This window comes from Candidatus Amarolinea dominans (assembly GCF_016704685.1).
GTDB lineage: Bacteria > Chloroflexota > Anaerolineae > SSC4 > Amarolineaceae > Amarolinea > Amarolinea dominans.
This window is the reverse complement of sequence record NZ_JADIZS010000039.1, coordinates 20272-46822: the sequence shown is the minus strand read 5'-3', so window position 1 is coordinate 46822 and position 26551 is coordinate 20272. Positions and strand designations below refer to the sequence as shown.

At 64.4% G+C, this 26551-nt stretch carries 23 protein-coding genes; 18 read left to right on the top strand and 5 right to left on the bottom strand.

Features of this window, described 5'->3' with window-relative positions:
• The 6 genes from IPF85_RS20550 to IPF85_RS20525 form a co-directional block, all read left to right on the top strand.
• Window positions 1-401 (top strand): hypothetical protein (locus IPF85_RS20550; protein WP_343409931.1); only part of this gene is annotated, 401 nt, incomplete at its 5' end.
• Complete coding sequence (locus IPF85_RS20545; RefSeq protein ID WP_343409930.1) at window positions 379-780, top strand: hypothetical protein; 402 nt, start codon at window positions 379-381, stop codon at window positions 778-780. The genes IPF85_RS20550 and IPF85_RS20545, both read left to right, overlap by 23 nt.
• The gene (locus IPF85_RS20540) at window positions 719-1228 is read left to right on the top strand and encodes a hypothetical protein (RefSeq protein ID WP_343409929.1); all 510 of its coding nucleotides are present in this window, start codon (window positions 719-721) and stop codon (window positions 1226-1228) included. The genes IPF85_RS20545 and IPF85_RS20540 overlap by 62 nt, the downstream gene beginning before the upstream one ends.
• Before the next feature lie 14 nt (window positions 1229-1242).
• On the top strand, window positions 1243-2400 hold the full coding sequence (locus IPF85_RS20535; protein WP_343409928.1) for a hypothetical protein: 1158 nt from the start codon (window positions 1243-1245) through the stop codon (window positions 2398-2400).
• A 64-nt stretch (window positions 2401-2464) separates the two neighbouring features.
• Complete coding sequence (locus IPF85_RS20530) at window positions 2465-3292, top strand: ATP-binding protein (RefSeq protein ID WP_343409927.1); 828 nt, start codon at window positions 2465-2467, stop codon at window positions 3290-3292.
• Window positions 3255-3497, top strand: coding sequence for a hypothetical protein (locus IPF85_RS20525; RefSeq protein ID WP_343409926.1), 243 nt, complete (start codon window positions 3255-3257; stop codon window positions 3495-3497). Before IPF85_RS20530 ends, IPF85_RS20525 begins: the two co-directional genes overlap by 38 nt.
• A gap of 6 nt (window positions 3498-3503) precedes the next feature.
• Here the strand turns inward: IPF85_RS20525 and IPF85_RS20520 are convergent, their stop codons facing one another.
• The 3 genes from IPF85_RS20520 to IPF85_RS20510 are packed head-to-tail and all read right to left on the bottom strand — an operon-like array spanning window position 3504 to window position 7274.
• A complete protein-coding gene (locus tag IPF85_RS20520; RefSeq protein WP_343409925.1) occupies window positions 3504-4133 on the bottom strand; it encodes a LysE family transporter in 630 nt (209 codons plus the stop codon).
• A 24-nt stretch (window positions 4134-4157) separates the two neighbouring features.
• On the bottom strand, window positions 4158-6074 hold the full coding sequence (gene selB / locus IPF85_RS20515) for a selenocysteine-specific translation elongation factor (protein ID WP_343409924.1): 1917 nt from the start codon (window positions 6072-6074) through the stop codon (window positions 4158-4160).
• 6 nt (window positions 6075-6080) lie between these two features.
• A complete protein-coding gene (locus IPF85_RS20510; RefSeq protein WP_343409923.1) occupies window positions 6081-7274 on the bottom strand; it encodes a hypothetical protein in 1194 nt (397 codons plus the stop codon).
• Between the two features lie 196 nt (window positions 7275-7470).
• Between IPF85_RS20510 and IPF85_RS20505 the strand changes: the two genes are divergently transcribed.
• The 12 genes from IPF85_RS20505 (at window position 7471) to IPF85_RS20450 (ending at window position 21044) form a co-directional block, all read left to right on the top strand.
• Window positions 7471-8628, top strand: coding sequence for a glycosyltransferase family 1 protein (locus IPF85_RS20505; RefSeq protein ID WP_343409922.1), 1158 nt, complete (start codon window positions 7471-7473; stop codon window positions 8626-8628).
• Window positions 8629-8637: 9 nt separating this feature from the next.
• Window positions 8638-9882, top strand: a complete 1245-nt coding sequence (locus IPF85_RS20500) for a glycosyltransferase (protein WP_343409921.1) — start codon at window positions 8638-8640, stop codon at window positions 9880-9882.
• A complete protein-coding gene (locus IPF85_RS20495; protein WP_343409920.1) occupies window positions 9879-11102 on the top strand; it encodes a glycosyltransferase family 9 protein in 1224 nt (407 codons plus the stop codon). The genes IPF85_RS20500 and IPF85_RS20495 overlap by 4 nt, the downstream gene beginning before the upstream one ends.
• Window positions 11103-11163: 61 nt before the next feature.
• Window positions 11164-11919, top strand: coding sequence for a methyltransferase domain-containing protein (locus IPF85_RS20490; protein ID WP_343409919.1), 756 nt, complete (start codon window positions 11164-11166; stop codon window positions 11917-11919).
• A 139-nt stretch (window positions 11920-12058) separates the two neighbouring features.
• On the top strand, window positions 12059-12208 hold the full coding sequence (locus IPF85_RS20485; RefSeq protein WP_343409918.1) for a hypothetical protein: 150 nt from the start codon (window positions 12059-12061) through the stop codon (window positions 12206-12208).
• Window positions 12198-13184 carry a polysaccharide deacetylase family protein gene (locus IPF85_RS20480; RefSeq protein WP_343409917.1) on the top strand — a complete coding sequence of 329 codons (987 nt, stop codon included), beginning with the start codon at window positions 12198-12200 and terminating at the stop codon, window positions 13182-13184. The genes IPF85_RS20485 and IPF85_RS20480 overlap by 11 nt, the downstream gene beginning before the upstream one ends.
• Before the next feature lie 250 nt (window positions 13185-13434).
• A complete protein-coding gene (locus tag IPF85_RS20475; RefSeq protein WP_343409916.1) occupies window positions 13435-14496 on the top strand; it encodes a DPP IV N-terminal domain-containing protein in 1062 nt (353 codons plus the stop codon).
• A 6-nt stretch (window positions 14497-14502) separates the two neighbouring features.
• On the top strand, window positions 14503-16287 hold the full coding sequence (locus tag IPF85_RS20470) for a hypothetical protein (RefSeq protein WP_343409915.1): 1785 nt from the start codon (window positions 14503-14505) through the stop codon (window positions 16285-16287).
• Window positions 16288-16296: 9 nt separating this feature from the next.
• A complete protein-coding gene (locus tag IPF85_RS20465; RefSeq protein ID WP_343409914.1) occupies window positions 16297-18303 on the top strand; it encodes a hypothetical protein in 2007 nt (668 codons plus the stop codon).
• A 326-nt stretch (window positions 18304-18629) separates the two neighbouring features.
• On the top strand, window positions 18630-19229 hold the full coding sequence (locus tag IPF85_RS20460; RefSeq protein ID WP_343409913.1) for a hypothetical protein: 600 nt from the start codon (window positions 18630-18632) through the stop codon (window positions 19227-19229).
• Complete coding sequence (locus IPF85_RS20455; RefSeq protein ID WP_343409912.1) at window positions 19172-19837, top strand: hypothetical protein; 666 nt, start codon at window positions 19172-19174, stop codon at window positions 19835-19837. The genes IPF85_RS20460 and IPF85_RS20455 overlap by 58 nt, the downstream gene beginning before the upstream one ends.
• Window positions 19838-19958: 121 nt before the next feature.
• A complete protein-coding gene (locus IPF85_RS20450; protein ID WP_343409911.1) occupies window positions 19959-21044 on the top strand; it encodes a COX15/CtaA family protein in 1086 nt (361 codons plus the stop codon).
• Between the two features lie 408 nt (window positions 21045-21452).
• Here the strand turns inward: IPF85_RS20450 and IPF85_RS20445 are convergent, their stop codons facing one another.
• Window positions 21453-22940, bottom strand: coding sequence for a glycosyltransferase family 39 protein (locus IPF85_RS20445; protein ID WP_343409910.1), 1488 nt, complete (start codon window positions 22938-22940; stop codon window positions 21453-21455).
• Complete coding sequence (locus tag IPF85_RS20440) at window positions 22930-26232, bottom strand: right-handed parallel beta-helix repeat-containing protein (RefSeq protein WP_343409909.1); 3303 nt, start codon at window positions 26230-26232, stop codon at window positions 22930-22932. The genes IPF85_RS20445 and IPF85_RS20440 overlap by 11 nt, the downstream gene beginning before the upstream one ends.
• Between the last annotated feature and the right edge of the window lie 319 nt (window positions 26233-26551).

The following is a 26551-nucleotide window of genomic DNA, read 5'->3' as shown; positions in this document are numbered from 1 at the left end:
GCTACCAATTCCTCCTCTCTCCGCAAGGTCACTATCTGTTGCGCAAGAATCGAGGTGGCGTCCCCTCCATCCTGGCCGAAGGACAGGCGGCGTCATTCCTCAAGGCGAACGCAGCCCGCAACGAGCTGGGCGCACTCGTCAACAAGGATCGCTTTACGCTCTTTATCAACGGTCAACAGGCCGCCGCCGTGTCCGATGACACCTACCGCGAGGGCTACGTTGGCTTGGTGGCTGTGGTACAACAGACGCCGGTTCACGCGGTCTTTCGTGACGCATCCATCTTCACCTGGCCGGAAAACCGCATCATTCAACGATGCCCTGCCCGCGAACGCACGACTGCAAGCGACCGAGACTTTCGGCGATCCCGGCAGCGGCTTCATGCGCAACGAACGTTTGGATGACCGCGAGCGCTACTATGCCGACGGGCAATACCATGTCGTGGTGCATGAACCGGCCAATAGTTGGATGGCCGTTGACAGCGGGAGCTTCGCTGATTTCGCCGCAGAGGTCGAGATCAGCCCGCAGCTCGCCGGCGCGGACCATGTCGCCGGCCTGGTCTTTCGTTATCAGAACGAAACCAACCATTACCAATTCGTCATTCGCCAGGACGGCTTCTACGGCCTGAGTCGCTTTCAGACCGACCAAGATGCCACCCTGGTCAGTTGGCGTTCATCAGAATTCATCGAACGCGGCGCGGTGACCAACACCCTCGGCCTGATTGCCAACGGCAGCGCAACTATCGCTGTATGCGAACGGACACCTCCTGGGCCTGGCCGATGATGCCGCATTCAGCGGCGGCAAACTGGGCCTGGTGGCCTTTGCGGGCGCTGTGCCGCCCGACAACCACGTTGCGTTCGACAATCTGCGCACCTGGACCTGGTCGGCAGACATGACTACAGGGTCGCGCTCGCTGTGGGCTACCCTTGGCGGCATCCTCCTGGTTCTTTTCATCACGGTCTTGACCAGTTACAACCGAATCCTGGATCTGCTCCTGCCGTCCTCCGTGACCACGATCAAGCTCGGACCCTTGACGATTCCACTCAATAGAACAGGCGCTCCATACATGCCCCGCGCCGGTGATTTTGCCTCCAGGGCCGGCAGCGTCTACACCCTGGTGGAACCTCCGCAGCCAGACGCCGAAAAAGGGACGCAAACCGCCGCGGACACGCACCCCGGGGCGCGTCCAACCGGCCGCACACCGCTGCCCTTGAAGCCCATCTGCCGCTGATCGACAGGCCAACCGTGGTCACCCCGACGCCGCTGCACCGCAACCCGTACATTGTCGGCCCACCGATAGAAGATCGCGCGCTGTTCTTTGGCCGTGAGGATGTCTTCGACTATGTGCGCAGCGGTCTGGCCACGCGCGCGGACAATGTCACCCTGGTGCTCTACGGCGGCCGGCGCACCGGCAAGACCTCCGTGCTGCGCCAGATTCAGCGCGGGCGCCTGGGAACGACCTTTGCGCCGGTCTACGTGGACATGCAGGTCATGGCGGAAGTGGATACGCACGAGTTTTTTGGCAAGATCGGTCGCGCCATCAGCCTGGCCTTGCCGGAGGCGCCTTTGCAGGCGAGTCTGGACGCACTGGCCGACCGCGGACAGAACGCCTACAGCCTGTTCGAAACCCTGCTGATGCAGGCGACTCAGGCCGCGGGACAACGCACCCTCTTGCTGATGTTCGACGAGTACGAAATCCTGGAGCGCCTGGTGGATGGCGGCCGCCTGAGCGCCGACATCTTCCCCTATCTCAAGAGCCTGATGGAGCAGCCGCGGCGCCTGGCCTTCCTGTTCACCGGCTCGCGGCCGCTGGAGGAAATGCGCGGCCAATACTGGGACTGGGCGCGCACCTTCAGCCCGGCCCGCTACAAGCGCATCAGTTTCCTGACCGATGACGCCGCCCGCCGCCTGATCGTGGAACCGGTCAAATCGTTCTTGACCTACGATGAGGCTGCACTGGCCGCGGTCTTGCGCCTGGGCGCTGGCCACCCCTATTTTACGCAGGGCCTCTGTTCCACCATCGTAGACGCCGCGCTGCAGGAGTCACAGCCGACCGTCAGCCTCGCAGCGCTGCAGGAGGCCGTGACCGACCTGGTGGAAAACCCGTTACCGCACATGATCTACCTGTGGAATGAGGCTAATCGCGCGGAACGACTGGTGCTGGCGGGGTTGGCGGCTTTTCTCACGGATGGCGACGCCTGGCTCAGCGCGGCCGCGTTGACCGCGCAACTGGAACCACACCACAGCGGCCTGACGCCCGACCAGGAGCGAACCGCCCTGGCCGCGTTGGTGCGCCAGGAACTGTTGGAGCGCCAGGACGACCGCTTCCGCTATCGGATTGATTTCTTGCGTCACTGGATTGCGGAAGATCACAGCCTGTGGCAGACGCTGGCTGAACACTGAAGACACTGAAGAACGTGCAGGCAAGCCAGGAGCATCTGCTCATGCGCCCCGCCAAGGATCCGCCATGACGACGAACCCATACCTCAACCGCAAGATGATCACGAACCCGGCCGAGTTCTTTGGCCGGGAGCGCGAGCTGCGCAAGATTCTCGCGCGCATCGGCAATCAGCGCCCGCAGTCGGTGGCGGTGGTGGGTGAGCGGCGCATCGGCAAATCGTCGCTGCTCTACCAGGCCTATCACCCCGCCAACCGGCAGGCATCTATTCCCGATGCAGCCAGCCTGGTTTGCGTCTTCATGGATCTGTCAGAGCGCAAGGACTATCAGGCCGCGCAGATTTTTCAGGCGCTCTTTGCCGAACTGAGCCGTGCCCTGGGCGAAACAATCACCTCCGACGCGGGCAGCGGCTATGACACCTTCAAGGCGGCCGTACAGCGCATCGAGGCCGCGGGCCGGCGCCTGGTGATCTTCTTCGACGAGTTCGAGGCCATTGCCAGCAACCCGAACATTCCCGCGGCCAATGTGACCGAGTTCCTGGCCTTTCTACGCGGCATTGCCAACAGCCATGCCGTCGCTTACGTCACCTCATCGCAAATTGATCTGCAGGAGTTGGGGCACAGCGGGGAGATCAAAGAATCGCCCTTCTTCAACATCTTTACGCGGGTTTCGCTCGGCCCGTTCAGCCGTGAAGAGGCGCTGGCGCTGATCGCACAGCCCTCGGCCGCGGCCGGCCGACCGCTGGCGCCCTACGCCGACACACTGCTGCAGTGGGCCGGGCACGCATCCCTACTTTCTGCAAGTCGCCTGTGCAGTGCTGTTCGAATGGCACAACGGCCAGGGCGTCAGCCACCAGGACATGACGCGGGCTGCCATCGAATTTGCGGACGAAACTGAGGATCATTTCCAGTACATCTGGCAGCATCTGAAGGCTGAAGAGCGCAGTGTCCTGCGCAGTCTGGCGACCGGCGTCCCCGTGCCGGACACGCAGCACTATCTCCTGCGCCAACTCGAACGCCGCGGTTACATCGTGTCGTGGGCCGGTCTGCCCAGGATCTTCTCTTCTATTTTCGCGGGCCTCATTCCGCAATGGCCGTCGTAACAACCTCTACGCGGCCAGCACCTGCCAGGCGATGCGCAGGCCGAGCAGCAGGACGATCAGGTTGCCGAGCAGGCTGGTGAGGAGCTGAAAGCGGGGCGAGAGACGGCGATGGGCCGCCGCGCCGATCAAGGCGAGGAGCGACTGCCACGAGAGGGAGGCCACGGCCGCGCCCAGGACGAACACGACGCGGCCCGCGGTCGTTGCCAGGTGACCGGCGCCGTTGCCCAGGATCAGCGAGCCGAAGTAGGCGACGGTCAGCGGGTTGAGGAGGGTCAGGCCCAGGAACTGCGTGTAGGTGCGCCAGGCGCTGGCGGCCACGACCGGGTCTGGCGCGGCGCCGGCCGTGCGGCGATGCAAGCGCCACAAGCCCCAGCCGCCCAGGGCAAGCAGCACCAGCGCGCTGAGCAGACGCAGCGTCACGGCAAACGGCGCCAGCGCCAGGGCCAGAGTCTGTCCGGCCACTGCGGCCAGCGCGGCGTAGAGCAGATCGGCCGAGGCCGCGCCGGCGCCGGCCATGAAACCAGGAACGAAGCCGCCGCGCAGGGCCGTATCCACAATCAGAATGGCAATCGCGCCCACCGGTATGGCAATCCCATAGCCGGCAATCACGCCTTCTCCAAACGCTCGCCAGTCCATCGTCTCACTCGCTACAGTCATTATTTAGCGAAGTACGCGTGCGTCGCCAACGCGACGGGTAACGCGGATGCTGTCCAGGTATTCGAGCAGCGCCAGTGCGTATTTGCGGCTGGTGTTGAAGCGGTCGCGCACCTGCGCGACGGTGACGCTGCCCTCCTGCTGGATGATCTGCTTGACCGCGGCCAGCAGTTCTTGATACGTCGCCGCGCTGAACGCGACATCCTCGTTGAGTTTGACCAACTGCCCCTGCTCCAACAGCGCGGCCAGCAGCTCATCGCCCAGCGCCGCGCGCACCTCGGCCAGGCCGGGCGGCGTGTACGGCTGCTGCCGAAACGCGGCCAGTTGGCGCTTGACCAGCGCCTGCTGGCTGGCGTCGAAGGTCACCGCGTGGCCGGCCCGCCGCACAGCCGCCTCGCTGACGTGCAGCAGCCCCGTGCCTTCGGCGTAGCTCAGCAGGTCGTTGAAAGCCCGCGGCGCCAATGGCGCGGAGCGTCCCTGGTCCAGCCGTGATTTCAATTCCCCTTTGGGCATCCCGCCACGCAAGGGAAAGGCGCGATGGGTCTCGTCCAGGATGGCGCTCAGCCGGCCGCTGACCTGACCCCATCCGCTGCGTGAGATGACCAGCGTCTCCGGCGCGGGTTCAACCGCGCCCCCCAGCAGGATGACATCGCCGGCCGGCCAGGCTTCCAGCAACGCAGCCTGGGCCAGGCTGTCGGCCAGGCCACTGCGGCCATGCACACTGCGCACCGGCGCCGGTTCCTCCTTGCTCAAAGCCTGCAGCCAGATTTCGGCCGGCGTGCCGTGCGAAAGGGTTTCCAGGCGGCTGATCGTCTCCGGCCGGAAGCGCCGCCAGCGCCGCGCCGGACGTGCATCCACCACCAGCCCGCCGCCCAGGGTGTGGCTGGGCGAAGGCTGGCGGATGATGAAATGATCGCCCCGCGCCAGGGCCAGCGGTCGTTCCAGGCGAAGTTGCACCCAGCCCTGGCGTCCTGGCTCCAAAATCTCACAGTCCAGCAGGCGCACATAGGCCGGCACCTCGGCCGCGCCGCTGAAGACATCTACCAACTGATTGTGTTTGAGAGGCGCCACCGTGGGCAACAGCCGCACGCTCACATCGAGCAGGATGCTGTTGCTCAGACTGCCCGGCACGCAAATCACCTGGCCGCGCGGCACTTCATCGGGTCGCACGCCAATCAGGTTGACCGCCACGCGGCTGCCCGGCCGCGCGGACTCCACTTTTTCCTTGTGAGTCTGCAACCCGCGCACGCGACTCTTCAGGCCGGCCGGCAAAATCTCAACCTCATCGCCGACATGCAGCACGCCATCGAGCAAGGTGCCGGTGACCACGGTGCCGAAGCCGGCGATGCTAAACGAACGATCCACGGCCAGGCGCGGCCGTCCACGGTCCGGCCGCGCCGGCGCCTGTGCCAACTGGCGGGCCAGGGTCTGCAGCAGGGCTTCCAGGCCCAGCCGCTTGCGCGCGGACACCGGCGCCATCGGCGCGCCGGCCAGGCAGGTAGGGGCCAACAAATCCTTGATCTCTTCCTGCACCAGCTCGATCCAGTCCGGATCGTCAACCATGTCAATTTTGGTCAGGGCGACCACGCTGGTGGGAATCTGCAACAGGTCGAGGATGGCGACATGCTCACGCGTCTGCGGCATGACCCCTTCATCGGCCGCCACGACCAGCAGCGCCGCATCAATACCGCCGACGCCGGCCAGCATATTCTTGATGAAGTCAATGTGGCCCGGCACATCCACCACGCCCACGCGCTCGGTCTGTCCGTTGACCGCGGGCAGCGTCATCCAGGCGAAGCCCAGGTCAATCGTCATCTCACGCGCTTTTTCTTCTTGCAGCCGGTCTGGATCCATCCCGGTCAGGGCCATCACCAGGGTAGATTTACCATGATCCACATGACCGGCCGTTCCAATGACTCGCATTTCCGCTCACTCCCCGTGCGTCGCGGCGCGATCCTTGAGCGATTCTTCGAGTTGCCCCAGCCAGCGCTGAGCCTCGGCCAGGCGCGACAGGCCGTGTGTCTCGTGCAAACGCCACAGGCGTTGAATCTGCCCGTCGTGTACCCGCTGGCGTTCTTCCAACGAGGGGAAGCGTGCGGCCAACTGGCGGTTGATCTTGTCCTGCTCCTGCACCTCATGCTCCCACTGCAACACCTGGCGCTTCCAACGCTTTTCGTTTTCCGCCTGCCAGGTTTCCATCTCCCTGCGCTGGCGATCTTCGGTCAGGCGCTCCAACTCCGCCACCTGGTTCATATCGCGGCGTATCGCCTCCTGGAATCCAGCGATCTCCGCAACGGCGTGTTTGCTCACCTCGAGTTGCTCGGCAAAAGCCAACATGGCCTCGCGCTGACGGGCGATGATCTCGCGCTGCGCCACGAACTCCTCTTGCCATTTCGTCATCTCGCGCTGGCGATCCACATCCACCACGCGCATCTGCTCGATGAACTGCTGCTGCTCGCGCTTGATATCCTGCGGAATGGGCTGAATACTGACCACCGTGCGCTCCAACTTCTGCAGCTTCTCCTGCATCATCGGCGTCTTACTGGCCTGCTCCTCGATGCGCTTGAACAAATCAACAGTTTCTTGCTGCAACTGCACGATGCGTTTATTGTCCTGCACCCGCTGTTCGCCCAGATAGGGCAAGCTGCGCGTACGCTCATCCACATCCTTACCCAGCGACGCCACGCTTTGGCGCAGATTGAGTACCAGCTCGCTCAAACGCTGATCTTCCGAACGACGCAGCGCCAGTTCTTCCTCGATGCGCCCAAAGCGGTTCAGTTCCTTGCGAATCTCGCTGACATTGCGCGCCACGGTCTCGCGGTCGCTCACCCGCAGACGCTCGCGCTCGCGCAGATCGGTATCAATCTGCTCCTCGCGCTTCTGCAGCATCAGCACAACCTCGTTCTTCAACTGCTGCAGCGCCTCGTCCACCTGGGTAAAGCGCACCAACTGCGACTGGGTGCTGACCAGGCGCCCCTCCATCTCCTGGATCCGGCGTGCCTGCTCCACCAACTCAACGCTGAGGCTCTCTATACGCTGCTGCAGCTTGGTGACTTCGCCGCGGTCTCGCCGATGTTCTTCATCCAACCAGGAGACCATCTGCGCCAGTTGTGTTGTATCCATGAACCCTCTTTTTTTGTACGTCTGCCGTCTGCGTTACCGCTGTCCATTATAGCATGAGTCTATGACCGCGCAAGACTCCCGAAGTCCGCGATACCATTTGACGGAGTCAACACCTGATGGTAAGATGTCGCCCGGCCCTTTCTTCTGAATCCCGAACCCCGAATCCCGTGCATCCCACTGGGGAAACAACATCTCTATGCGTATCGGAATTGATGCACGCATCGCCTACTACACCCGTGCCGGCATCGGCCAGTACACCTGGCGCTTGATCCAGGCCCTGGCTGCGCTTGACCGTGCCGATGAATTCCACATCTTCAGACACCGTAAAGACCGGACCCAGTTCACGCGCCAGGGCAATTTTCAACACCACGCGGTCTGGACGCCCAGCCACAACCGGTTCGAGATCTACCTGCTGGGCCTGGAGTTGATCTGGTCAGGCCTGGAACTCGATATTCTGCACAGTACCGACTTCATCCCGCCCCAATGGCAACCGCGCGGCTGTAAATCGGTCATCACCATTCACGACCTGGCTTTCATGCACTATCCGCACTTCCTGACCAAAGCCAGCGCCCGCTACTACGGTCAGATCGAAGACGCGGTCAAGCGCGCCGATCACATCATCGCTGTCTCCAACAGCACCCGTCGCGACATCGTCAACCTGCTCGGCGTGGAAGAGCAGAAAATCACCGTCATCTACGAGGCGCCCAATCCCATCTACCGCCCCATGGATCGCGCCCACGCCCTGGCGCAGGTGCAAGCTCGCTACCCCGTGCCCGACGATTTCATCCTGTTCGTCAGCACCATCGAACCACGCAAGAACGTGCAAGGGCTGCTCAAAGCCTTCCGCCGCCTGCTCGACGACTACAAACTCGATGTCACCCTCGTCCTGGCCGGCGCCAGGGGCTGGCTTTCGCAGGAGGCCTACGACCTGGTGCATGAGTTGAAGCTCGACAAGCGCTGCCTCTTCCTCGGCGCGGTGGATGATGAAGACCTGGTTTTCCTCTTCAACGCCGCGCGCTGCCTGGCCTATCCATCCTTCTACGAAGGCTTTGGCTTACCGCCGCTGGAAGCCATGACCTGCGGCACCCCCACCGTCGTCGCCAATGTCTCCAGCCTGCCGGAAGTGGTCGGCGATGCCGCTCTGTTGGTGGCCCCCAACGACACCGAGGAACTGACTGTCGCGCTCTGGCGGCTGCTCACCGACGACCAACTTTGGTTGGAATTACAGCAGAAGGGGTTCAAACGCGCCGAGCGCTTCTCCTGGGCGCGCGCAGCACGTGAAACCCGCGCCGTCTACCAGTGCGTCAGTGCAGCAGTCCCGGTGTCTCTGCCATCCCCACGCACGGAGCCTTGAGATCGTCTGGTGGCCCGCCTGCTCATTCTCACACCGCAACTGCCCTTTCCTCCGCACCAGGGCACCACCATCCGCAATTTCAACCTGATTGCCGGCCTGGCCCCGCGTCATGACATTGACCTGCTCAGCCTGATGCAGCCGACCGACCTGGCGCCGGCCCAAACGCCGCTGCCCGCGCTGTGCCGCCAGGTGATTGCCTTGCCGGCGCCGCCGCCCCGCCCGGCCTGGCGTCGTCTCCTCACCACCATCAGCACACCGCTGCCCGACATGGCGCTGCGCCTGGCCGGTGTGCGCGCCTTCCAGGACACCCTGCTCAACCTGGTGCAAACGACACCCTACGCCGTGCTGCAGGTCGAAGGCATCGAAATGGCGCCCTACGTCACCTGGCTGCAACGGCAACCCGCGTGGGCAAGCGCGCGCCAGGCCGGTCATCTACGCCTGGTCTTCGACGATCACAACGCCGAGACCATCCTGCAGCAGCGCACCGCCCTGGCCGATCTGCGCCACCCCGCGCGTTGGGCCGGCGCGGCCTACTCCCTGGTGCAATGGCGCAAACTGGCCGCGTACGAAGCCGCCCTCTGCCGCCTGGCCGACCGCGTCGTCGCCGTCTCGCCAGCCGATGCCGACGCCTTGCGCCGCCTGTGGCCCGACATCGCCGTCACCGTCGTGCCCAACGGCGTGGATCTGCAAACCTTTGCGCCCGACTGCTGCGCTCCCGCGCCGGAAATGACCGCGCCGGCCCTGGTCTTCAGCGGCAAGATGGACTACCGCCCCAATGTGGACGCCGTGCTCTGGTTTGCCGACGAAATTCTGCCACGCGTACGCGCCCATGAACCCGCCGCACACTTCTGGATCGTCGGCCAGCAGCCACATCCCCGTCTGGCCCGACTGGCCGACCGCCCCGACATCACCCTCACCGGCCGCGTGCCCGACGTGCGCCCCTTCCTGGTCGGCGCGACCGTGTGCGTGCTGCCTTTCCGCATGGGCAGCGGCACGCGCCTCAAAGTCCTGGAAGCGCTGGCCCTGGGCCGGGCCGTCGTCTCCACCACCCTGGGCGCCGAAGGCTTCGGCCTGCGTGACGGCCACGAGCTGCGCCTGGCCGACAGCGCCGCAGCGTTCGCCCAGGTCGTGGTCGCCCTGCTGGCCGACGCGGCGCAGCGCGCGCGCCTGGGCGCGCAGGCGCACGCCTTCGCCACGGCCAACTACGGCTGGGAACGCATCGTCCCCCGACTCGAAGCGGTCTACGCGCCGTGAACGATGCCCTGAATTGGCCGGCGCCGGCACAGGCTGCCCTGGCCGCACGCCACCAGGCAGAAAGCACCGCCGGCCGGCAGCGCAGCGCCCGTCAAACCCTGCGCCTGCTGCTCCTGCGCAGCCTGGCGCCCGTCAGCCGTTGGACCACACCCGCCCCGCCGACCGCGCCGCCGCAGCGTGTGCTGCTCATCCGGCCCGATCATCTGGGCGATCTGCTCTTCACCACGCCGGCCCTGCAGCGCCTGCGCCAGGTCTGGCCCAACGCGCACATCACCGCGCTGGTTGGCCCCTGGGGTCAGCCCATTCTGGCCGACCACCCGGCGCTGGACGAGATCCTGACCCTCCCTTTTCCCGGTTTCACGCGCCAGCCCGCCACCAGTCCCTGGGCGCCGTACCGGCTCCTTGCCGCGGAGGCTGACCGCCTGCGCGCCGGCCATTTCGACCTGGCGCTCATTCTGCGCTTCGACCACTGGTGGGGCGCCTGGCTGGCCCAACGTGCCCACATCCCCCGCCGCTTCGGCTTTGCCGTCCCCGAATGTGTCCCCTTCCTCACCACCGCCGTTCCCTACAACCCGCGGCGCCATGAGGTCGAACAGAACCTGGCGCTGGTTGCCGCAGCCAGCGGCCAGCCGGAGATCACACCAGGGCCGCTGCACTTCAGCGTGCCGCCGGCCGCCGCGGCCTGGGCCGCTGCCTGGCTGGCTGGCCGCAGCCTGGCTGACCGGCCGCTCGTCGCACTGCTGCCGGGCGCGGGCGCGGCCGTCAAACTCTGGCGCGCCGAGTCCTGGGCCGCGCTGGCCGCCGCCCTGCAGGCACGAGGGCTGACCCCGCTCCTGGCCGGCGGCGCCGGCGAGGTCGCCCTGGCGCAGGCCATCAACGCCTGCCTGCCAGAACCTCTGCCTTCCGCGGTCGGTGAAACCAGCCTGGCGCAGTTGGCCGCCCTCCTGCAGCGCAGCGCCCTGGTCATCGGCCTGGACAGCGGCCCCATGCACCTGGCCGCGGCGCTGGGCGTTCCCACCATCCACCTCTACGGCCCGGTGGACGCGGCCAGCTTCGGCCCCTGGGGCGACCCGGCGCGTCATCGCGTCATCACCTCCGCCTGGGCCTGCGTTCCCTGCAATCGGCTCGACTTCACGGACGCCGACCTGCCTCTGCATCCCTGCGTGCGCGCCATCACCGTCGAGCAAGTGCTGGCCGCCCTGCCCGCCGCATTGTCCTGAATCAAACCCTACTCGCTACATATTCTTGTGGTCACGCCATGCCTGGTGTACAATAGAGCTTATGGACAATAGTAACCTCGTGCTCGCAGAAGACAAACATTGGTGGTTCGCCAGTCGCACGCGGGCCATCTTGGGCCTGCTGGACCGCTTCCTGCCGGCCGACCCCCAACGCCTGGTGCTTGACGTGGGCTGTGGCGCGGGCAACATGGCGCATCACCTCGCTCATTATGGTCGCGTCATCGGCATTGACCCCAACTCCAAGCCGCTGCGCGTGGCGCAGGCGCGTGGCCTGGAGGTGCGCGAGGGCAGCGCCGATGCCCTGCCCTTTGCCGACGCCGCCTTTGGCCTGGTGGCGCTGCTCGACACCGTGGAGCATGTGCCCAACGAGACCGGCGTCTTTGCCGAATGTTACCGGGTCCTGCGCCCTGGCGGGCACCTGTTGATTACCGTTCCCGCGCTGATGGCGCTGTGGAGCCAAAACGACGTTCTCAACGCCCATCAACGGCGCTACACCGCGCCCGAGCTGGCCTCCAAGCTGCAACAGCAGGACTTCCAGGTGCTGCACAAGAGCTACAACAACTTCTTCATCTTTCCGCTGGCGGCCAGCTTGATTCTGCTGCGTCGCGGCCGGGCCGAGCCTAAACTGGCGTCGCCCCATTTCGATGACGAAGCCTACCAGGTTGAAATGGAAGCGGCGTCGCCCCTGGTCAACACCGTGCTGACGGGCGTGGGCAAAGTCGAAGCGGCCCTGGTTCGGCGCCTGGCGCTGCCCATCGGCACATCCATCATCTGCCTGGCGCGCAAGCCTCTACGATAGTGAAAGGCTTCTGCGTATGCCTGCTCCACATCATAATTCATCCGCTGATTTTTCCTGGGCATTATGGCTCCTCGAAGGGTTCGCGGGCCTACGCAACGAAACAGAACAGTTCCGCCCACCGGATGAGTTTTGGACGCACATGCATGCATCCGAACGTGAGTTCCTGCTGGCCTGGCGCATCCTGATTGACAATGCACTGGAACGCAATGCAGCCAAATCGGCCGCGGCTTCCCCCGCCAATAAAGAGGTCATCGTCCCCCGACGCCAGAGCATTGACATTGAGTTCTAACTTACTGCCCCGTGTCGCGCCGCTGCTTCTCCTGGTCGGCGGGCTGATGATTACCCTGGGCGCCTGCGCCCCCGTCGCCCCCCCCACAGCCACGTGGACGCCAACACCCACGCCATCGTCCACACCGACGCTGACCCCAAGCCTCACACCGACGCTAACCCCAAGCGTCGCGCCGACGCTGACCCCAAGCCTCACGCCGACGCCTTCTGCCACCAGGACACCGACGCCCACGTTCACGCCAACGTCCACGGCCACCCCCGGCCCGACCCCGGATGCCCAGGTGCGCAGTGCGAACGTGCCCATACTGATGTATCACTATGTTTCGGCGCCGCCGCCCGAGGCCGATGTCTACCGCCGCGATCTGTCAGTCACACCGGATCAACTGGCCGGGCAGATCGAGGCCATGACCGCGGCCGGCTTCGTCAGCGTGCGCCTGAGCGATCTCATCAGCTACCTGGCGACCGGCCGGCCCCTCCTGCCCCCCAAGAGCGTGGTGCTGACCTTCGACGACGGCTACCAGGACAACTTCGACAACGCCTTCCCGTTACTCAAGCAGGCCGGGTTCACAGCCACCTTCTTCGTCATCACCGATTTCGTAGATGCCGGCCGCCCTGGCTATATGACCTGGGATGAGCTGCGTGAGTTGCACGACGCCGGCATGGACATTGGCTCCCACTCACGCGATCATCCTGATCTGGCCGGTCGCGCAGCCGATTTCCTGGTCTGGCAAGTGCTCGGCTCACGCGAGATGATCGAAAGCCGCCTGGGCTTCACCCCGCGCGCCTTCTGCTACCCCAGCGGCCGCTACGACCCCCTGGCCGTCCAGGTGGTGCAGTCGGCCAATTTCTGGGGAGCCGTCACCACCCGCCAGGGCGCCACCCATGACAGCGAACACCTCTTCGAGCTGACGCGCGTGCGCATCCGCGGCGGCCATACCGTGGCCGATGTCATGCGCCTGCTGACCACGGATTGGTAACATCAACGACCTGCCTGGTTTGGACTTCCCCAGGGTGAGCGTCACGCGTTGGGGAGATGAGCGGCGGGCGAGGCGCCCGCACTCCCAGGCTTCCCCAGGTTTTGAACGATGCACCCCACTCATGCTATAATAGCCGCAAGTTACCCATGCAACCTCGTCAGACTCGTCAGAATGGAGATGCCGACGCCACGTGCCCCGCGGCTTCCAGAGACTAAACTAAACATAACAGACTGCAAAGTGAGGTGAAGCCGTGTTACGATATCTGTTGATTGCCCTACTGATTCTGTTGGGATTGAGCAGCCTGGGCAGCGCCATCTTTGGGCGTCAGGCCCGCCGCCGCCTGGCGCTGGCCGCGTTCACCGTGATCGTCTGGGGCGCCGCCGCCTTCATCTACCTGAACCCAACGGTTGCCGCGCCGCGCTTGAGCCAGGAGCCGACCGTCGCGCTGACCCCCACAGCCACCCCGGCGCCCACAGCTACCCCACAGCCTGGTCGCATCCTCTGGCATGCAGGCCCCAGCGACAACCTGCAACTGTGGATCATGGACGACGACGGCAGCAACCAACGCCAGTTGACCGCCGGTGAGGCCATCGGCACCAACGTCGAACCGGCCTGGTCGCCCGATGGCAGTCAGGTGGCCTTTGTCACCGATCGCCTGGACCCCGAAGCCCTGCAGATCTACGCCATGGGTGTGGACGGCAGCAATCTGCGCGCCATCATGCCCTTCCAGGCCACGCACAGCTGGTCGCCCGACTGGTCGCCCGATGGGCAGAAGATCCTCTTCCAAACCAATCGCGACGAAAACGCCATCTTCCAGTTGTACACCTGCAACGTAGATGGCAGCGACATCAAAAACGTGACCCATACCACCTCCAACGAAAGCCGCGGCGATTGGTCGCCCAATGGACAACAGATCGCGTTCGTCTCCGAACGTGACGGCGACCGCAACATCTATGTCATGAACGCAGACGGCAGCAACCAGCACGCCTTGACCACCGTCAAGAGCGACGAACTCTATCCGCGCTGGTCGCCTGACGGCTCTGAGATTCTGTTTCAGAGCAATCAGGAGGGTAACGGCAACTTCGGCATCTATGTCATGAACGCCGACGGCAGCAACGTGCAGCGCATCAGCGACCTGGCCGCCAACAACATCACCCCAACCTGGGCGCGCAAGGGTCAGGCCATCGTCTTTGCGTCGGATCGTGATGACCCGACCTGGGATCTGTACATCATGGATCGCGACGGTTCGAACCTGCGCCGCCTGACCAACCAAAAGACTGTAGATCGTTTCCCCACCTGGCACGGGAGATAGAGAATTATGCGCGCAAAACAGCGCCGGCTGCGCTGGCCGGCAGGTTTTTGGAACATCGCCGGGCCGATCTTCATCGTGCTGGCGATGACGCACCAGGGTTCCCTGCCCCCGCCAAGCTACATCGGCTCAGACAACGAGCGGGCCGGATTCGGCGTCACGACCCAAATTAGTGACTTCGATGTCAGCCTGCTCAACGGTGGCTGGTTCGTCCGCTGGGATGTGCAACCCGCGCCGGCCGAGCCGGCCGGCTACATCTACATGCCCATGCTGCGCGTGACCGGCAGCACCTTCATCCCAAGCGGCGTTGAATTGGCCGCCGGCGTTGCCAACAACCTTGGCCGCACCTGGATCATCGGCAACGAGGCTGACAACATCTGGCAAGACAACGTCCTGCCGCAAGATTACGCCGTCGCGTATCACGACGCCTATTTCTTCATCAAACAGCGCGATCCCACGGCCCAAATCGCCATCAATGGCGTCACCCAGGGCACGCCGCTGCGCCTGCAGTGGCTTGACCTGGTGTGGAACAGCTACCGCGCCCGCTACGGCAGCGACATGCCGGTGGATGTGTGGAACATGCACACCTTCGTCCTGCGCGAACAGATCAACTCGTGGGGCGCCTCGATCCCGCCCGGCGTCAACGCCACCCAGGGCATGCTGTGGGAAATTGACGACCACGACCGCGTTGACCTGGTGCAAGAGCAAGTCATTCGCTTCCGCCGCTGGATGAAGGATCATGGGCAGCAGAACAAGCCCCTGATCAACACCGAGTACGGCATCCTGATGCCGATCAACTTTGGCTTCGATTATGCCCGCGTCACGCGCTTTCTCAACGGCACCTTCGATCTCTTCAACTCGTTGCGCGACCCCACGCTCGGCATGCCGGAGGATGACTATCGGCTACTGCAGCGCTGGTGCTGGTTCTCGCTCGACAGCGAGCAGTTCGAAGGGCAGTATGTCCGCTCCCTGTTCAACCACAGCACCCGCCAACTAACCCCCATCGGCCAGGCCTTCGCCGCCTGGGGCCACAACCATCGCACCTGGTACAGCGACCTGCAGATCAGCGCCGGCCCAACCTACTCCGCAACCTGGGCGGTGTTCGCGGAACAGCCCAGCCGCTTCACCCTGAACGCGGCGGTCAGCAACACCGGCAACCTGGCCACCGGCCCCTTTGCCGTCCGCTTCGGCCTCGGCTCACCTGATCAGGTCGCGCCGCCCATCGGCGAAGCTGCACTCAGCGCCGGCCTGCCCGCACGCCACAGCCCGCCGGGCAATATGCAGGTGGCTTGGGAACAGGTCGTCAGCCAGACGCTGACGGTTTTTGCGCAGGCTGACCCCTACGACATGGTGCGTGAGTTTCATGAAAACGACAACACCAAGACCATGACCGTGACGCCGCCCGTCGTGCTCGACCTCAAGCTGAGCGACCTGCACACGACGCCGCGCAGTTGGCCCCTCGTCCCGCCAACCGTCACCGTCACCGTGCCGCTGAGCGTGGACATCTCCAACATCGGCGGCCGCGGCGTGAGCGGCGACCTGGAAGTTCAATTCTGGCAAGGTCGCCCCGACATCGGCACCCACCTGGGCAGCGTCATCCTGAACGCTCAGAACGCCGCCAGCCTGCCGGTCGTCGCCAACTTCGCCTGGCCCAACGTCGCGCCCGGAGTCTACCGTATCTATGCCTACATCCCGCCGGCGCCCGACGACGCCGATGTAGACAACAACCAGATCTTTATACAGGTCAGCGTACCGGTCGCCCGCACCTTCCTCCCGGCCATCAGGCGCCGCTAGATCATGGGCATGAAAAATCGTGTCCGAGTGGGACTCACCCTGGTGACACTCCTGCTGATCACAAATCTGGCGCCGAGGTACGCTGTCGCCACGCAGCCCGCGGCGATCCTCCCCGCGGCGCCCGCCGATCTGACCCTTCTCGGTCAGATCGGTGGGCCCAGCTACACGGTCAAGGTCGCAGGCCCCTTTGCCTACCTGGGCGCCGGCTTCCGTCTGCAAATCCTGGACATCTCCACTCCGGGGACGCCCGTGCTCCTGGGACAAACGCCGCTGCTGCCAGACATCGTACGCAGCCTGCAAGTGATCGGCGGCCTGGTCTACGTGGCCCTGGGCGAGAGCGGCCTCTACATTTACGACGCCAGTAACCCGCGCGCGCCGCAACTCCTGGGCATCTACAATTCCACCGGCTTTGCCCTCGGGGTCAGTGTAGTCGGCAGTCTGGCCTACCTCGCAGATTACTCTTCCCTGCAAATCGTAGATGTCAGCAATCTCCTGGCGCCCACCCTGCTCAGCCTTTACGCCACTCCCAGCGCGGCTCAGAATGTCGTCGTGAGCGGAGGCCTGGCCTACCTCTCCGAAAGCACCTGCACCTTTCTTGGCTGCAGCGGGGTCATGGAGATCGTGGATGTCAGTAACCCCTTCAGCCCACAGATGCGCAGCCGCTACACCACCCCCTTTCCAAGCAATCTGCGCGAGATACAGATCAGCGGCAACCTGGCCTACCTGGCCGATGGCGACATCGGGCTGCAGATCGTAGATGTGACCAACCCGGCCGCGCCCCAACTGCGCGGGACCTATGACACTCCAGGCTTCGCCAGTGGCCTCAGCATCAGCGGAACGCTGGCCTACGTGGCCGACGGACGGGCCGGTCTGCAACTGATTGACGTGGCCAATCCGATCACCCCTAGCCTGCTCGGGTTCTTCAACACACAGCGTTCGGCATCGAGCGTCGTTGTGTCGGGCCGGGTCGCCTACGTCACCGATCACACCAGCGGGCTGCAACTGTTGAATGTGACCAACCCGCCGGCGCCGCAACTGCTCGGCGCGTACACCATTCCTGGCTATGCCTACGGCGTCACTGCGCGCGCACAACTGGTGTATGTGGCTGCGGGTTACAGCGGCCTGCAGGTGATGGACGTTCACGACCTCAACGCGCCGCGGCCCTTCGGAGCGTACAACACGCCGGCCATTGCGCGCAGCGTGGTGGTGAGCGGCAGTTTCGCTTATGTGGCCGACGACACCAGCGGGCTGCACATCATTGATGTCAGCAATGCGCCGGCCATCACCCTGCGCGGCGCCATTGACACGCCGGGCAGCGCGCAAGATGTGGCCCTCTCCGGCACCCTGGCCTTTGTGGCCGATGGTTACGGCGGCGGTTTGCAGGTGATTGATGTCAATCGCCCCATGTTCCCGGCCCGCATCGGCTCATTCGACACGCCTGGCGACGCCGAAGCCATTCGCCTGCTGGACAACCTGGCCTATCTGGCCGATGGCGTCAGCGGGCTGACCATCGTTGACATTCGCAACCCGGCCGCGCCGACCGGCATTGGCGCGGCGGACACACCGGGCTACGCGTTTGGCCTGGCGTTGACCCGTTCGGTCAGCGGCCCTCCCACCGCCACCGTGACCACCACCCTGGCCTACATCGCGGACGGCACCGGTGGCCTGCGCATTTTCGACGTCAGCGACCCGACGACGCCCACCCTGCTCGGCGCCTATACCCAGACCCAGGACGCTCATCATGTCGAAGTGGTGGGAACGGTCGCCTACCTGGCGGACGCAACCACCGGCGTCCAGGTGCTCGATGTCAGTAACCCGGCCGCGCCCATCTGGCTCAGCACTCTGGATACCCCCAGCTACGCGCGCGGACTGCACCTGCTGGGCAATTTGCTCTACGTGGCCGATGGCGAAGGCGGACTGCTCAGTGCCTACGCCAGCGATGTGCCAATCGCGCCCCAACGCTTGCGCCTGCCGCTCGTTCCCTATCGGCTCCAGGTCATCCCCTTCCCGCCGTGAGCAGGAATTCCACTCTGGGTCTATACTCCGGGTCTATAATGAGGTCTGCCTGATAAGCGAGGTATCTATGCGTTTCTTCAACACGGCCGGGCCGTCAACTGTGAAAAGCACTATTGTCTTTCTCCCCTTGAACGGATCAATCTGCCTGACATCCTGAATCTGATCGCCCAAGAGAAGTATTTTGTGCTGCATGCCCCGCGGCAGACCTCGGCTGTGGAACATCCAACCGGGCAGTCCCCCAACATCGAAGGCCCAGGCCCCCGCGCCCCCCGACTTTCTGAATGAGCCGTTTCTCAAAGCCATTGCCCAACAGGTATTGCAGGAAAATGGACCGCACGGCCCTGGGCGAGCTTTTGACGCGCTGGGCGGCACAACCAGTCATCTTGTTGCTGGATGAGGTGGATGCCCTGATCGGTGACACGCTGATCTCGGTGCTGCGCCAACTGCGTGCGGGCTATGACAAGCGACCGGCGCATTTTCCCTTGACGATCATTCTCTGCGGGGTGCGCGACGTGCGCGACTACCGCATCCGTTCGAGCCAGAGCCAGGAGATCATCACCGGTGGCAGCGCGTTCAACATCAAGGCGGTGTCACTGCGCCTGGGCGATTTCACACAGCCGGAAGTGGAGCGCCTGCTCTTGCAGCACACCGCGGAGACCGGTCAGGTCTTCGAGCCAGAGGCGCTGGCGACGGTCTGGCATTTGACGCAAGGGCAGCCCTGGCTGGTGAACGCGCTGGCCTACGAGACCACCTCCACCATGCGGGAGGGCCGCACCGCCGCCCATCACGCCGAGATGGTCCAGGAGGGGAGAACCGATCCGCCCAACCTCCTGACCAAAGCTGCGGGAACCCGGCCCGCATCGCACCGATGCTGCAAGGGTACGAATTGGAGCGTGCGGTCAGCGAGGATGACATGCGCTACGTGACCGACCTGGGCCTGATTCGCCCCACAGCCTTTGGCCCACAGATCGCCAATCCCATTTACGGCGAGATCATCCCCCGCGAGCTAACCTTTGTCACCCAGCTCAACTTCGAGAGCACCTTTCAGTCCGCCTGGTACACCCGAGCCGACGGCCGCTTGGATTTGTCCAGGCTGCTGACCGCCTTCCAGCAGTTCTTCCGCGAACATTCGGAAAGTTGGATCGAGCGGTTCGACTACAAGGAGGCGGGGCCGCAGCTTCTCCTGCAGGCGTTCCTGCAGCGCATCGTCAACGGCGGCGGCCGCGTCGAGCGCGAGTACGGCCTGGGACGCAAGCGCACCGATCTGCTGGTGCTCTGGCCGACCGCAACGCCAAACGCGGAGGGCAAAACGACTGTCCAGCGCGGCGTCATCGAGTTGAAAGTGCTGCACAAATCGCTGGAGGCAACCCTGGCCGAAGGGTTGGCGCAGACCTGGGAGTACGCCGACCGCTGCGGCGCCGAAGAGGCCCACCTGGTGATTTTCGACCGCACGCCGGCCAAACCGTGGGAGGAGAGAATCTTCCGCCGCGATGAATCGTGCCAGGGACGACCGATCACCGTGTGGGGGATGTGAGAAACCCTGCCGTAGGTCACGCCAGAGGCGCGACGGCGCTCTCTGCGACAGATCACGCTCTCCTGCGCGGGGAACGTGGTAAGATGCGCCAACCTGAACCCCTGTTGTTCGAGGAGTTTGCATGAAAGACTCGATTGCTTTGTCCGGCGCGCCATACACCGCACGCGCCGCCGCCCAACCACAGACGCGCCCGATCGTCACCACCTGGCTGTACACCGTGGCGGTCATGGTCGCGTTGATGGTGGTGGTCGGCGGTTACGTCCGCCTGAGCCGCTCCGGCCTCTCCATTGTTGAGTGGAATGCCATTACCGGTGTGGTGCCGCCGCTGACAGCACAAGCCTGGCAGGAGGAATTTGCCAAGTATCAGCAGTCGCCCGAATATCAAAAAGTCAACGCAGGCATGTCTTTGGACGAGTACAAGTCCATCTTCTATGTCGAGTACGTTCACCGGCTGATTGCGCGCCTGGTGGGGCTGGTGCTGGCGCTGCCCCTGGCCTACTTCCTGCTGCGCGGCTTCATCCCCTGGCGTCAATCCGGCGTTTACATCGGCATCGGCGCCCTGTTTCTCTTTCAGGCCTTCATGGGCTGGTTCATGGTTGCCAGCGGCCTGGTGGACCGCCCCAGCGTCAGTCACTATCGCCTGACTGCGCATTTGCTCACCGCGCTCGCGCTGCTGGCCCTTTGTTTGTGGACGGCGCTCAATCACACTTACCGGATCACACCCGCTCAGCCTGGCGTCCGTGTACGCCTTGCCTCCCTTGGCCTGGTGCTCACCGCCGTTGTGCTCCTGCAAATCACCTATGGCGGGCTGACCGCCGGGCTTAAGGCCGGCCATGTGTCCAACACCTGGCCGCTCATGTTCGGCTACCTGGTTCCGCCGGGGCTGCTGGCGCTGATCGAGCCGTGGTGGCGTAACCTGGTGGACAGTCTGGCCACGGTGCAATTCATCCATCGCTGGCTGGCCTTTGTCGTGCTCACGCTGGCCTACGTCGTCTACCGGCGTGCGGCCGGCGACGACAGCCTGCGCAGCGCCCGAACCGGTGCGGCAACCCTGGTCGCCATCGTCAGCGTGCAGATTCTGCTCGGCATCAGCGTGGTGCTCTTCGACGTGACGCTGCCGCTGGCGCTGCTGCACCAGGCCACGGCCATTACTCTGTTTGCCGCCGCCATCTTTCTCAATCACCGGCTCATTCACGCGACCGCCTGACGCGGAAAGACGAGAGCCTCTCCTCAACCCCCGACCCCTTCTCCTCTCCGCGGTACGGAGAGGAGAAGGGGGACGAGCCTCTCCTCTCCTCTCGCGGTACGGAGAGGAGAAGGGGGGGGAGCCCCCACCCCCCCCTCCCGGGGGGACGAGAGCCTCTCCTCAACCCCCGACCCCTTCTCCTCTCCGCGGTACGGAGAGGAGAAGGGGGGACGAGAGCCTCTCCTCAACCCCCGACCCCTTCTCCTCTCCGCGGTACGGAGAGGAGAAGGGGGGGACGAGAGCCTCTCCTCAACCCCCGACCCCTTCTCCTCTCCGCGGTACGGAGAGGAGAAGGGGGGACGAGAGCCTCTCCTCAACCCCCGACCCCTTCTCCTCTCCGCGGTACGGAGAGGAGAAGGGGGGACGAGATCAGGGCCGGCGTTCGAGGAGGACCGGCATGACATCGGTGAAGGGCATCAGCCCCTGCAGGCGATAGTAGGGCGCCAGCAGACCCAGGCGCCAGTCGAGGCGAGCTTCGCCATAGACCGTGGCGATGAGCCAGATGCGCGGGTACTGGCGGGCGTAGCGGCGCACGAAGGCGGCAGGGTCGCCCTCGAAGTTGGGAAAGGTCTCCCGCGGCAGCGTCATGAGCGTGGCGCGGGCCGCAATCTCGAAGGGCTGGCGCGTGGGGCCGGTGTCGAACAAAATGAGATCACCGGGCTGCGCGACCTGCGCTATCCAGGCCACAGCCGCGCGCCACTGTTCTTTGTCTGGCTCCACATAGTAGCGGAAGAGTCCTGGCAAGCTCAGCGTCAGCACCAGGGCCAACAACACCCCATGCACGCGCCACGCACGAATCTGCCGCCAACCCATGACCACCAACAGCCAAAAAGCCGGCAGACTGATGATGGCATTGCGATAGGTGAACGTCGCCGCCAGGCCGCTGAACAACAGGGGAAGCAGAACAGGCAGGGTCAGCCACAACAGCAGCAGGCTCGCCAGGGGCAATGGCGGACGCGCGCGCGTCAAACCCAGCGCGCGCGCCGCGCCGGGCCAACGCGCCGCCAGCCTCGGCAGCCCGATCAGCAGGCCGCACAGCACGGCGAGCAAACCACTACGGCCGCTAAAGCGGTAGAGCAGATCACCCAGGGTGGCAAGCGCGAAAGGCGTCTGGTGCGTCAGACTGGGCAATGTCCTTGCCTGCTGCTGAACGATGGACAGCCAGGGCCAGAAGGCCAGCCCCACGCCGGTCAGGGCCAGCGTCCAGGGCCAGAGCCATGCCCGGTAGGAGCGCCCATGCCAGGCCAACCACGCGCTTTGCACCAGGAGTACAAGGGGGCCATAGTAGTGGGTGTAGACCAACGCGGCGCTGACGAGAGCAGTCAGCAGGAGTGTGCGCGCCTGACGCCGGGCGAGCCAGCGCACGAAGCCGAGCATGGAGAGCAGCGTCAACAGCACCAGCAGGCTGAAGGAACGCGTCTCTTGGGCGAAGCGCACATGAAAATAGGCCACGGCCAGCAAAAAGGTGAGCAGCCGGCTCCAGGGCCGTTCCAGTCGCAACGCCCGCCCCAGGGTGTACAGAACGGGCAGAGCCAGCACAGAGGTCATGACCGACAGGAGGCGCAGGGCGTAGGCGCTGTCTCCCAGCACAGAGAGCCAGACATGGAGCAGGGCGTAGAACAAGGGCGGATGAACGTCCTGCTGCAGGGCGGCCAGGGTTGCATTCCAGGGCAAGGACGCCATGTGCAGCGAAAAGGCCTCATCCAGCCAGATGTCCTGCCAGTCCAGGCGTAGAAAGCGCAGACAGGCGCCCAACAGAATGATCCCCACGAGCAGCGCGTGGGGATAACGATGCATGGCCCCGCGCGCACTGCGGCGCAGACGCAGCGACAGCGGCGCGGCGCGATCAACGGACATAGGGGAAGAAGGCGCGTGGAACCCATGCATAGACAAACAACGGATAATGATACCCCAAATCAGCCTGACCCTGGTCGAGCAAATTGAAGCCACAGGTCGTCAGCGTCGCAAGACCGACGGTTGCGGCCGTGTCCGGGCCGGCGTCCAGCAGAGAGCTGTCACTGCTGCGTCCGGCCCGCCGGCAACTGAGATAATAATCGCCCAGGGCGTCGGTGACAAATCGGGGATCAACGCTCAAATCGGTTGCGCCAGGAGCGATGCCGGCATAGTTGGCCTGGCTGTTGTTCCACACATCGTTACGCACCAGGGTCGCTGTGCTGTTACTGCTGACCACGATGCCGCGCTGATTATGCGTGATGATATTGCCGCGCAGGGTGAGGCTGCTGCCGCCGGCCGCGCCGACCCCCTCTCCGGCCCCGGACAGATCGTTGTCTGTAATCGTGTTGTACAACAGGTTGGCAACCGGCCCGTCTATGGCAAAAATGCCGCCGCCCTGCACAGACGCGCTGTTCTTCACGATCAAGTTGTTGCGCAGCTCAGGCTGGGAGACGCCCTGCAGGTAGACGCCCCCGCCCAACTGACCACTGCTGTTTGTCCCTATCACATTGCCGAAAAGCAGCAGGTTGCTGCCGCTGCTGGCGACTCCGCCGCCGGTGGCGCCTGCCCAGTTGTCAAGCACGCGGCTGTTGCGCAATTCACCGCCGGCGCTGATCCAACGAATGGCGCCACCGGCTGACGTGGCGCGATTGGCCAGCAGGAGGGTGTCATGCACGATCAGCACGGCGCCGGACGCCGCGTACAGACCGCCGCCGTGGCTGCCGGCCGTGTTGGAAACGATCGTGCTGGCGCGCACGGTGAGCTCTCCCGCCGCGGCAACCTGCGCGGCCCCGCCGCGCAAGGATGCGACGTTGGCCTCGAAGCGATTGCGTGCAGCCGTCACCTGCGCCTGCTCAACCTGCAAAGCGCCGCCATCCTGCGCCTGATTACCGGCAAACAGGTTGTCATCCACCGTCATGCTGACATCATCGAAGATGCGCAGCCCACCGCCCTTGCCGCCCCCCACGTTGTCGCGCACCTGGTTCTGCTTGAACTGACCGCTGGAGTGAAGCTGCACAAGCCCCGCACCGCCATCGGAAAGCGCGGTATTGGCTGTAAACCAATTGCTGCTCACAATCGCACTGGCATTGTCGGTCACCACCAGCGCGCCGCCCATCCGGAACGCGGTGTTCGTGCGAAAATGGTTACCCGTGATGGTCGCCGTCGCGCTGCTGATCATGAGGGCGCCGCCATCCAGGCCCAGGTTGTCAGCGAAATCGTTCTCCAGCACGGCGCCATTGGCGCCAGTGCTCAGGATCAACGCGCCGCCAACGCCCGAGGCCGCGGTGTTGGTGAAGAAACGGTTGCCCTCCACCCACGGCGTGGAGGCCGACTGCAAAAGCGCGGCGCCGCCGTTCAGCCCGGCCACATTCAGCTCGAAGGTGTTGCCGCGCAGCGTCACCTGGCTGCCTTGATCGGCCACCAATGCGCCGCCGTATTGCGAAGCCACGTTCTCACGGAAGAGGCTGTCCGCCAGCGTCGGGCCGGACGCGATCAGGTAGACGGCGCCTCCGCTCACGGCGCTGTTACTCAGCCATTGGTTGCGCGTCAGCAGCCCGCTGGAGTTCCCCTGCATGAGCAGGGCGCCCCCGCTGGTCTGCGCCGAGTTGGCGCTAAACACGTTGTCCTGCAGGATCAGGTTGGCCTGGGCCGTCGTCACCAACGCGCCGCCCAGGCGCTGCGCCGTATTGTTGCTGAAGGTGTTGCGCTGCATCTGCGCCTGCGCCGCGGAGACCAAAACGGCGCCGCCATCCAGGCCGGCATTGCTCTCGAAGCGGTTTTCGTTCACCGTCGCATTGGCGTTGTTCAGAATGACGATCGCGCCGCCGCTGCCCGCGGTCGCGACGTTGCTGGTAAAGGTGTTGCTGATCACCTGCGGCGTGGATGCGCTTTGCAGCATCAGAGCGCCGCCCCCCCCCAGGTTGGCCGCCTGATTGTTGCTGAACTCATTATCGAAGAGGGTCGGGCTTGATCCCTGGTCAACCACAACCGCGCCGCCGTACTGCGTGGCCTGATTGCGGCGAAACTGATTGCCTTGCAGGGTCGGGCTGATCGTCACCAGGTAGAGGGCGCCGCCGTTCAGGGCGCGGTTCTCTTCCAGGCGGTTGCCGCTGAAAACCAGGTTGGTGTTCGGATTGAAAAGCGCCGCCCCCCCCAGGTTGGCCGCCCGATTCGCGCGCCAGATGGTGTCCTGCAACGTCACCGGGCTGGCAGCGGTTGCCGTGCCGCTGGTGGCCAGGGCGCCGCCATTGCGGCCGGCCACATTGCCATCGAACGTACACTGGTTGCGCACTACCAACGTGGAGCGATCCACCTGGATGCCCGCGCCGTCCAACAGGGCTGTGTTGCTGATGACCGTCGTGCGCTCCAGCGTCACCTGCGAGGCAAGATCAACCGCGATCCCACCTGCACTCCCAGTGACCGATTCGTTGCCGCGCACCGTGACTTGATCGAGCCACATCGTGCTCTGATTCGCAACAGTGGCACCAGCCCCGCGCCGGGTCGCGCGGTTCCCCTCGATGACAACCTGGCTGAGCGTCGCGGTTGCCAACTGAAAGAGGAACAGACCGCCCCCGCTTTCGCTGGCCGTATTGCTGATGATCGTGGTGTTGCGCAGGGTGATCGAGCTATTGGCGTCGTACACGCCGATGCCGCCGCCGCGCAGGGCCGTGTTGTGACGAATGATGCAGTTCTCTACGATCGGTTTGGCGCCGGAGATGGCGGCGATGCCGCCGCCGAAGTTACTGATGGCAAAATTGTACTCAATAATCAGGTTGCGCAGCGTGGGCGAGGCCCGGTACAACTCGACGCCGCCGCCTTCGACCGAGCGGCCATTGCGCACGGTAAACCCGCTGACCACCGTATCCGGCCCCAGGGCGGCATCGAGCGACGTGATGACATGATCGGCCTGATTGCCATCAATGATCGTGGTCGCGGGGTCGGCGCCCTGCACCGAAACCCCCGCCTTGAGCATGATGTTCTCGACGTAAACACCCGCCAACACATCCACCAGATCGCCCGCGGCCGAGGCGTTGATGGCCGCCTGAATGCTGGCATAGGCGCATCCCACGGGACACACGGTGCGCACAACGGTTGGCAGCGCCGGTTCGCGGGCAGCGCGCACGCCGGGAAGCAGCAATGGCAGCAATGGCAGCAATGAAAGAATAATGAAAAACCAGGCACGCAAGACAATCATAATCCTCTCCGTCAATGAATCTACAGGCTGACAATGGGATCAGCAGTAACCATAACCGGAAATCAGTCTATCAGGTCATCATACGAGAGGCAATAGTAATGAAGTCACAGGAATGAAGTCACAGGAATGAAGGTGCAGTTCCCGTAGGTCCGGCCTCCTGGCCGGACAACGTTGGACGAGAGAAGCAAACTCTGCGAGAGAGGGTGTCGTCACGCCGGAGACGTGACCTACGGTTCCCCGTTCCCGTAGGTCCGGCCTCCTGGCCGGACGACGTTGGATGAGAGAAGCAAGCTCTGCGAGAGAGGGTGTCGTCACGCCG

Coding starts and splice junctions, on each gene's coding strand:
- IPF85_RS20530 (WP_343409927.1), top strand. CDS start 2,465: ATGACGACGAACCCATACCTCAACCGCAAGATGATCACGAACCCGGCC.
- IPF85_RS20525 (WP_343409926.1), top strand. CDS start 3,255: ATGACGCGGGCTGCCATCGAATTTGCGGACGAAACTGAGGATCATTTC.
- IPF85_RS20470 (WP_343409915.1), top strand. CDS start 14,503: ATGCGCGCAAAACAGCGCCGGCTGCGCTGGCCGGCAGGTTTTTGGAAC.
- IPF85_RS20520 (WP_343409925.1), bottom strand. CDS start 4,133: ATGGACTGGCGAGCGTTTGGAGAAGGCGTGATTGCCGGCTATGGGATT.
- IPF85_RS20455 (WP_343409912.1), top strand. CDS start 19,172: ATGCTGCAAGGGTACGAATTGGAGCGTGCGGTCAGCGAGGATGACATG.
- IPF85_RS20450 (WP_343409911.1), top strand. CDS start 19,959: ATGAAAGACTCGATTGCTTTGTCCGGCGCGCCATACACCGCACGCGCC.
- IPF85_RS20460 (WP_343409913.1), top strand. CDS start 18,630: ATGGACCGCACGGCCCTGGGCGAGCTTTTGACGCGCTGGGCGGCACAA.
- IPF85_RS20510 (WP_343409923.1), bottom strand. CDS start 7,274: ATGGATACAACACAACTGGCGCAGATGGTCTCCTGGTTGGATGAAGAA.
- IPF85_RS20465 (WP_343409914.1), top strand. CDS start 16,297: ATGAAAAATCGTGTCCGAGTGGGACTCACCCTGGTGACACTCCTGCTG.
- IPF85_RS20545 (WP_343409930.1), top strand. CDS start 379: ATGCGCAACGAACGTTTGGATGACCGCGAGCGCTACTATGCCGACGGG.
- IPF85_RS20440 (WP_343409909.1), bottom strand. CDS start 26,232: ATGATTGTCTTGCGTGCCTGGTTTTTCATTATTCTTTCATTGCTGCCA.
- IPF85_RS20505 (WP_343409922.1), top strand. CDS start 7,471: ATGCGTATCGGAATTGATGCACGCATCGCCTACTACACCCGTGCCGGC.
- IPF85_RS20490 (WP_343409919.1), top strand. CDS start 11,164: ATGGACAATAGTAACCTCGTGCTCGCAGAAGACAAACATTGGTGGTTC.
- IPF85_RS20485 (WP_343409918.1), top strand. CDS start 12,059: ATGCATGCATCCGAACGTGAGTTCCTGCTGGCCTGGCGCATCCTGATT.
- selB (WP_343409924.1), bottom strand. CDS start 6,074: ATGCGAGTCATTGGAACGGCCGGTCATGTGGATCATGGTAAATCTACC.
- IPF85_RS20445 (WP_343409910.1), bottom strand. CDS start 22,940: ATGTCCGTTGATCGCGCCGCGCCGCTGTCGCTGCGTCTGCGCCGCAGT.